Genomic DNA, 8,147 nt, shown 5'->3' with positions numbered 1-8,147 from the left:
TCCGAGGGGGTTTGGTCTGTATGGTTGGGTTTTTTCCCCCCGACCTCTCTTGGTGGGAGCGAGCCTGCTCGCGAAAGCGGTGTGTCAAGCAGCATGAATGGTGGATCTGGTTCATTCACACAGCGCCCGATGCGATCTACAGGGCAACGGCCCTGTAGATCGAGCGCCATTACTCCGCGATCTTCTCGAAGTTGCGATAGAACAGGTCGGTGTCGCGGCTGTCGGTCATGGAGTGCAGCTGGAAGCTGCGATTGAGCCGCGCGCCACCGTCCCGGGTCAGCGGAGACCAAACAACGTTGGCGCGACGCATGGTCGACATGCTCATCATCTCGTCGAACGGAATGGAAAGGTAAATACCCTTGTCGAAACTACCTTCACCGTACTCGTCGCCGGTGGCGGTGGTGATCGTTGCCCAGGCGCCAAACCGTACGCCGTTGCGGAACTCCCGCGAGAGGTCGAGCGTGACGCCCCAATCCCTGGCCAGGTAACGCCCGACGCTGACCGCCGCAAGCGTGTCGTAGGGCAAGTCGGTGTAGCCGGTGATATGGCCGGTGAGGACGTTGTAATCACGCAAGCCGAAGCCCTGGTCGAAATCGCGCTGGCGCACATAGTTCAGGTCCGCACCAACCGACCAGCGCTGGCCTGTCGGGCGAAACAGCACCTCGCCCCCCACGCCCGCGAACATCGACTCCAGGTAACCGCCGTAGACCATGCCATACAGGTCCTTATCCAACTGCTCGGCATGGCTGAGCTGGAACAGCGGCATGGTGACATCGGAGGTGGTCATGTACTGGCGCAAGTCCGTACGGACACGGGGCAGACCACTGGGTGCGTCATAGGTGAACTTGTCGAAGTTGTTTACCAGATTGGCACTGAGCAAACCGCTCCACCAGGTGTTGCGGTTGAACCGATACTCGGCGTCCGCGTCGGCACTGAACTGATAGAGCAAGCCATCAGGGCCGCCGACGTTCTGCTTGAAGCCAAGTCCCAGGCCATACGCGAAGGGCTGAGGGGTTCCGGTAAAGAGAGTTTTCTCGTTATGCGGCACCGCCGGATTGATCTCGGTCGTACGGTGCAGCGTTTGCATCGACTCTTCGTTGTTGAGCACTTCACGGAAGGTTTGCCGAGGTACGCTGGTTTCCTCGAGCGGCAGGTCGTAGCGCTTGTTCACCACGGTGAACCAGTCGATATCGTCATTGACGCTGTTATCCAGAATCCGGCTTGCGCGACCCACCGCCTTGGCCGAACTGAAGTAGCGCGACTGCTCGCCATACACGAACAGTTCCGAGTCACGCTGGGTGATGCGCTCGACCTTGTACCCGGCATTTTGCTGCAGGCGCTGCGACACATCCGCCCAATCGACCTGATCCGGCGCAGTGGTCGGTGCCTTGGCCGGCAGTGGTTCGGCCGGCGGATCGAAGGTCTTGGCCGGTGCCTTGCGGCTGACGAAGTTGGTATGGAACGTAATACCGAACATCGCCGTGTTGCCCCGCTCCCACGCGGCACTTAAATCCAGCGTGTCGGTGAGCTTGAACACGGCGCCAACGTTGATCGGTGTGTCCTGCTTGATCGGGTTGTCCTTGGGCTCGTTCTTGTAGTCGTTGCCTTCGTATTCCAGTTTCAGGCTCAGGCGATCCCAGGGCGTCTGATAGGACACACCGCCGAAAAATGAAGGGCTGCCGCGAAAGTACGATCCAGCGTTGACGTCACCGGTACCTTCGCTGTCCGGTCGGGTATCGAAGCGGTCATCGATCGAGCCCAGCGGGTTGTCGAAGTCGCCGCGGTTGCCCAGGTAACCCCAGGCAATGCCGGCGCTGAAATCGAAATCGTTATAGCGCTTGCTGGCCACCAGGTATTCACTGGAGAACAGGCCGGTACCGCCGATGTCTCGGAACCCCAGCGACAGTTCGGGCGCCCAGTGGCTCTCCTGCCAGAGGCGGGCTTTGACGTCGACCGCCTTGTCCTTATAGCTCTGGCTGCCGCTCAGCGACTCCGGGCCGTAGGGGCGGTTGGTGATGGCGGTGTAGCGAAACGAGCCTTCCAGCCAGTCAAGCGGTTGGATCGACAGGCTGTAACGCGTGTAGGGGTCGGTTCGATTGGCATTCACGCTCAACTCACCGGCCGGCGCCATTCTGGCGGTCGGCGTCTGCAACAGGCCCACGCCACCGAAGTCATTCTGGGAAATGCGCGGCTCCCCATGAGCCAGACCGCAGGGTAATAACAACACAGCTGCAAAACGTAAATTCAACGAACCACCTCAGCCAATTGCGTGGCAAGAAATTCGGCCAACTGCTGATTCAGTTCAGGTAGGGGCGGATCAAGATCGTCATTTTTCACCGGGACCAGGATCTTGCTGCCGGCGGCGGGGATCTGCCCGCTCTCGCGATTCCAGGCTGCAATACCGACCCGCCGGCTGACGCCATCGGGTTGGATCAGCCACACATAATCGGCGTCAGCGTCGGCAAGCGGCGCGCAGCCTTGCAGGTAATCACTGGCTTCTTGCTGCTCGACATGGGCGAGACGGCAAGGCTCGGCGACTGCCCCGACCACCTCGACCTCGTCGACACGTAACGGGTAGATGAGGCGATCTCCATCGTCCAGACGCATGTTTTGCGCGAAGCCGACTTCCACCGCGACCGGGTCCAGCACGGCCACCTGGCGGCCGGTGACCGGCATCTGCCTGACTTGCTCGGCCAGGCGTGTCGCCAGGGCGGCCCGGCTCGGCCGGTCGAAGAGCAAGGCCATGCGCTGCAAAACGTCCAGATCGAATAGCACCCCGGCCTTGAGCCTGGCTTGCTCCTCGAGCAAGGACTGACGCAGCAATGCGCCTGCCAGCCAATAACTTTCGGCATTGGGTTGCGCCACGCTGATCACGTCCAGCAAGCGCCCACCCGCCGGCAGCTCGATGGCCCCCGGATTGGCGACGTCACCGGTGACGGTGACGGCTGCATGACTGACACCGGCAATCAACAACAGACACGCCGATAGAACCCTGACCCGCTTCAACGGGCATGCCTGCGTTCAGGGGTCAACTGGACGATCTTGACCCGCAGTTGCGAGGTCAGTTGCTGTTCACTCTGCATAATGAAACCGTCAACGGGATCGACCCAGTAACGATTGGTCGCACTCAAGCCGATGGCCGGGGCGTCAATCTGCTCATCGACACGCAGCACGGTGTATTCCTTGTTGAGAATTTCGAGGGTTTCCGTGGATCGGCGAGAGAAGCGACTGTTTAGCGTCACCCCCACTTCCTGGCCTTGGTAAACGTCGATCCGGCGTTGGCTGGTGTAGCCATCCGGCAGTTGATGCAGGCCCTGCTTGAAAGGTGAGGCACCGGTAAGACGCGTTCCATCCAGATCGCTGCCAAGCCCCAGGCCGACGCTGCGCACGGCCAGGCCGTCGCGCAGGAGCAACACCTGTTTGCCGGACGCCACCCAAAATTGCAGGTCGCCCCGCTCACGCACCATGGCCAGCACCCCGGAGCCGGACGGCGTGGTCAACTTCAGTTGGGGATACCGGACCTGGGCCACTTGCTCGGCGGAAACCTCCACTTCATCAGGCCCGCTGACCGCCGATTTGAAGTTGCTCAACGAAGCGACCATCAGCGGGTTACAGCCGCACAACGACAACGCCGCTATCAAGCAGACGCCAGCTTTCAACGTTCTCACAGATAGACCCGGCCTTAGTTGCTGTTGCTGCTGACTTCACTCATGTTCTTCGCCGCGGAAGCGCCCGTACCGACAATGGATGCCGAAGGCACCAATTGGCTGATGAAGCGGTTCCAGCGAGTCACGTTGGCAGGGCCGACATAAACCACGTCCTGAGGCTGCACTTCGAAGTGCGTGGCGAGTGCCATGGCGGTCGGCGATTCGGCTTGCAGTTGATAGACCTTGGCCGGCTCCGCATCGAGGTTTTCGACGCCCCGGATGACGTACACGGCGTTGCCGTTCGAGGTGGTCTGGCTCAACCCGCCTACCGAACCGAGGACGTCCGACAGGTTCATCGTCGCGGTCTTGAAGCTCAGGGCACGGGGCTGATTGACCTCACCCATGACGTAGATGCGCTTCTTGTCGTTGTAAGGCAGATACAACTGATCGCCACCTTTGAGGTAGACGCTCTGCAACTCGGAATCCTGCTGGTTGAGCGTATCGAGATTGAGCGGGTACATCCGCCCGTTTCGCGTCAGCATCAAACCGGACAAATCCGCGCTGGCCGTATCGATACCCGCCGCCCCCAAGGCCTCGACCACACTCAGCGGGTTGGTGGAAATCGCCTGTGGACCGGCCTTGGAAACTGCGCCCGACACCACGACTTTCTGACTGGCGAAGCGCAACACGGCGACGTCCACTTGCGGCTCGGCGATGAACGCCGACAGCCGCTGTTCGATATCTGCCCGCAATTGCTGGATGGTTTTGCCGGCCGCCTGGACTTCCTTGATGTACGGGTAGTAAAGCGTGCCGTCGGAACGCACCAGGCGACCGTTGGCATCGATCTGCTGTTGTGCTCCCGACGGGGCCGTCAGCTCGGGGTGATCCCAGACCGTGATGTACAGCACATCGTTGTTGCCAATGCGGTATTCGGCCGGCGCCGCCAACAATTCCGCCGGCACGGACTCACGCTTATGGGTGGCCCGGTTCATCGAGATCAGTTTGGGAGTGATCGGAATGAGCTCGACCCGGCTGCTTTCGCTGGCCCCTTGGCGCGTGATGTCACTGGTGCTCAGGTATTGACCGGGGGAAAACATGCAACCTTGTAAAGCGAGACTTGCCAACATTAAAAGAGAAAAACTACGAGTCATAATGGCACTACGCTATTCAAGGGCGAATCCAAAAACAAAGTCACCCGACTTTCGTCGGGCGACCTTGTACTGCACCAACAGTTACTTCAGTTAGTTGTGCGTTCCGGTTGTACCTGAAGTACCCGACGTACCGCTGGTACCACCGTTGGCACTTCCACCACTGTTGGTCGCTGCTATTGCACTGGCGACCACTGCAGTACTGGCAGCCGTGGCGGGAGAAGCTGCCACACTACCCACTACATTGGTCACTGCTGTCAGCGGCGCTTCAGCTGCGGATGCCCAATTGCTCAACATCGTCAACAAGGCAATCGCCATTACTTTCTTCATATCAACTCCTTTCTAACATTGCACTTTGACATCAGGTGCTCCGTTAGAGGTGGTAGAGTTCAAGTCGCAAAAATGCGACAAGATCCGTTGTTCATTCACAGTCCTACCTGACTGATAAATGTCGAACGGCAGGTTTATATCTACGGACTTGCAAAAAGCATTGCCAGTGTATTTTCCCGACGATATCTAACAACCTGACTGGAAATAACATTAGCCCAAAACGCCATCACCCGAGGAAGCCCTTCGGATGATTCGATTGCCAGCGCCAGGTGTCGGTGACCATGTCCTGCAAGTTGCGCGTGGCTTTCCAGCCCAGCTCTTTCGCCGCTTTCGAGGCGTCAGCCCAACTCTCGGCAATATCACCCGAGCGACGTGGCATCACCCGATAAGGCACCGGCCGGCCGCACGCCTGTTCGAAGGCACGCAGCACTTGCATTACGCTGTACCCATCGCCCGTGCCCAGATTCCAGGTATGTATGCCGGTGCGTCCCGCGATGGACTGCAACGCTTTCAGGTGGCCATCCGCCAGATCCACGACGTGGATGTAGTCGCGCACGCCGGTGCCGTCGACCGTGGGGTAATCGTCGCCAAAGATCGATAGCTCCTGCAGGCTGCCGACCGCCACCTGGCTGATATAGGGCACGAGGTTGTTCGGGATGCCGTTCGGGTCTTCACCCAGATGACCACTGTCGTGGGCGCCGATCGGATTGAAGTAACGCAACAGGGCGATACTCCAGCGCGGTTCCGCCAGGCTCAGGTCACGCAGCACGTTTTCGACGATCAGCTTGGATTGGCCGTAGGGGTTGGTGGGGTTGCCAGTGGGAAAGTCCTCGCGAATCGGCATCTGCGCAGGCTCGCCATACACCGTGGCCGACGAACTGAACACCAGGCGGAACACCCCCGCCGCTGCCATCGCCTGACACAAGGTGATACTGCCGCCGACGTTGGTCTCGTAATACTCAAGCGGCTTGCGCACGCTCTCACCGACCGCCTTGAGCCCGGCAAAATGCAGCACGGCGTCGATGGCATGCTCACGGAAAATCCGGTCCAGCAAGGCCCTGTCGCACACATCGCCGCGAATCATCCACGCACTTCTGCCGCATATGGCTTCCACCGCGTGCAATGCCGCGTCGCTGCTATTGCAAAGATTATCCAGCACGACAACTTCATGACCTGCTTCAAGCAGCGCAAGTGTGGTGTGCGAGCCGATATAACCGGCGCCCCCCGTTACCAGAATCTTCATAGTGCGGTCCATGGTGGAAAAAAGTGCCAAGTAACGTGTCAACCCCCCTTTATTAAATGTGCGTACCAAGCCACACTTGAGAGCGACAACAACCCAATTCAAAATTAGTTCAACGAACATCAATAAATATTTTGTGGACGTCGAACCGAATGACTTGGTACTTATTAGCACCCTGATGCTTTCATCACTATCAACAGATACCGACTAAAAATAACCAACAACTAACAAACCGACATCTCATAACATTGTGTCGTTCTGCACACATGGGTAATTGCCATCAACCACTTAACTCGGTATTAAAGTAATGGCTCAATAAACATAAAGTTTTATCCCGTGTTTATTACGCCCACCCGTTGGCTGTGATCCATGACTTTCCAGGATGTTTTTATGATTCGTAAATGTTTGTTCCCCGCGGCCGGTTATGGCACGCGTTTCTTGCCGGCCACCAAAGCGATGCCCAAGGAAATGCTGCCGATCGTCAACAAGCCGTTGATCGAATACGCCGTTGAAGAGGCACGGGATGCCGGCCTGCAACACATGGCGATCGTCACCGGGCGGGGCAAGCGTGCGCTGGAAGACCACTTCGACATCAGCTATGAGTTGGAGCACCAGATTCGCGGCACCGAGAAGGAGAAGTTCCTCGCCGGCACCCGCGAGCTGATCGATACCTGCACCTTCTCCTACACCCGTCAGGTCGAAATGAAAGGCCTGGGCCACGCGATTCTCAGCGGTCGCCCTTTGATCGGTGATGAACCCTTCGCCGTGGTGCTGGCCGATGACCTGTGCCTCAACCTGGAAGGTGACGGCGTGCTCACGCAGATGATCGAGCTCTACCGGAAATTCCGCTGCTCGATCGTGGCCATCCAGGAAGTCCCCCGCGACCAGACCCACAAATACGGCGTGATCGCCGGCGAGCTGATTTCCGATGGCATCTACCGGGTCAACCACATGGTGGAAAAACCCAGCCCGCAAGACGCTCCGTCCAACCTGGCGATCATCGGCCGCTACATTCTGACGCCGGATATCTTCGACCTGATCGCCGACACCGAGCCGGGTAAAGGCGGCGAGATCCAGATCACCGATGCCCTGATGAAACAGGCCCGTAACGGCTGCGTGTTGGCTTACAAGTTCAAGGGTCTGCGTTTCGACTGCGGCGACGCCGAGGGCTACCTCCAGGCGACCAACTTCTGCTACGACAACGTCTACCTCAAGGGCCGCTGAAGCCCGACCACACGACCAACGCCCACTCTTCATTCAGGCAGGCCACCATGAACAAAGCGCAATACTCGGCAGACAATGAACCGGAGGTGGGCAACCTCGGGGTAATGAGCTGGTTGTCACGGCATCAGCCGTTGCCCAGCGCCAACGAACCTTGGCTGGGCACGATCCTGCTGGTGGATCGCATCGGTGTGTTTCCCTCGTCCGGGGACATTCGTCGGTCGATGCCCGACCCCTACCCCCTGCTCGCACACCTGAAGAAACTGTATGGCGAGCAGGCACTGGAGATCGATGACCGCGACGGGCTGAAAGTGATTTTCAGTGACTGGCGTTTCCGGGTGCGCATTTGCTGCAACGACCCGGCGATCATCATCAACGTGGAGACCCGTTGTGATACGCAGTTGATGCCACGTAAAACGGCAGAGCTGCTCAATCAACTGGATGCTTTCGAAAAAGCGGCCCTGTAACCCCTGTGGGAGCGAGCCTGCTCGCGAAAAACCCGAGAGCGCCACTGGGCAACTGGCCGCCCGCGTTATCGTTCACGATCATCGCGAGCAGGCT

The 8,147-nt window shown here is 58.8% G+C and carries 8 protein-coding genes; 2 read left to right on the top strand and 6 right to left on the bottom strand.

Translation table 11 applies throughout. The features are described from left to right. Positions 1-169 precede the first annotated feature (169 nt). The 6 genes from ACSFE6_RS29985 to galE form a co-directional block, all read right to left on the bottom strand. The gene (locus tag ACSFE6_RS29985; RefSeq protein ID WP_435430994.1) at positions 170-2,248 is read right to left on the bottom strand and encodes a YjbH domain-containing protein; all 2,079 of its coding nucleotides are present in this window, start codon (positions 2,246-2,248) and stop codon (positions 170-172) included. Beyond that, a complete protein-coding gene (locus tag ACSFE6_RS29980) occupies positions 2,245-3,006 on the bottom strand; it encodes a capsule biosynthesis GfcC family protein (RefSeq protein WP_435430993.1) in 762 nt (253 codons plus the stop codon). Before ACSFE6_RS29980 ends, ACSFE6_RS29985 begins: the two co-directional genes overlap by 4 nt. Beyond that, positions 3,003-3,668, bottom strand: coding sequence for a YjbF family lipoprotein (locus tag ACSFE6_RS29975; RefSeq protein WP_435430992.1), 666 nt, complete (start codon positions 3,666-3,668; stop codon positions 3,003-3,005). Before ACSFE6_RS29975 ends, ACSFE6_RS29980 begins: the two co-directional genes overlap by 4 nt. Before the next feature lie 14 nt (positions 3,669-3,682). Further along, a complete protein-coding gene (locus ACSFE6_RS29970) occupies positions 3,683-4,798 on the bottom strand; it encodes a polysaccharide biosynthesis/export family protein (protein WP_435430991.1) in 1,116 nt (371 codons plus the stop codon). Between the two features lie 90 nt (positions 4,799-4,888). Then, positions 4,889-5,125 carry a hypothetical protein gene (locus ACSFE6_RS29965; protein ID WP_435430990.1) on the bottom strand — a complete coding sequence of 79 codons (237 nt, stop codon included), beginning with the start codon at positions 5,123-5,125 and terminating at the stop codon, positions 4,889-4,891. 226 nt (positions 5,126-5,351) lie between these two features. Next, entirely contained in the window at positions 5,352-6,368 is a 1,017-nt protein-coding gene (galE, locus tag ACSFE6_RS29960; protein ID WP_435430989.1) for a UDP-glucose 4-epimerase GalE, read from the bottom strand. A gap of 387 nt (positions 6,369-6,755) precedes the next feature. Between galE and galU the strand changes: the two genes are divergently transcribed. Continuing rightward, the gene (galU, locus tag ACSFE6_RS29955) at positions 6,756-7,589 is read left to right on the top strand and encodes a UTP--glucose-1-phosphate uridylyltransferase GalU (protein ID WP_435430988.1); all 834 of its coding nucleotides are present in this window, start codon (positions 6,756-6,758) and stop codon (positions 7,587-7,589) included. A gap of 47 nt (positions 7,590-7,636) precedes the next feature. Beyond that, positions 7,637-8,053 (top strand): mannose-1-phosphate guanylyltransferase, encoded by a 417-nt coding sequence (locus tag ACSFE6_RS29950; RefSeq protein WP_435430987.1) that lies wholly within the window; start codon positions 7,637-7,639, stop codon positions 8,051-8,053. The last annotated feature ends 94 nt before the right edge of the window (positions 8,054-8,147 follow it).

This window comes from Pseudomonas baetica (genome assembly GCF_051216495.1).
Taxonomy (GTDB): Bacteria; Pseudomonadota; Gammaproteobacteria; order Pseudomonadales; family Pseudomonadaceae; genus Aquipseudomonas; species Aquipseudomonas baetica_B.
The sequence above is the reverse complement of the archived record's forward strand: the minus strand, read 5'-3'. Positions and strand labels throughout refer to the sequence as shown.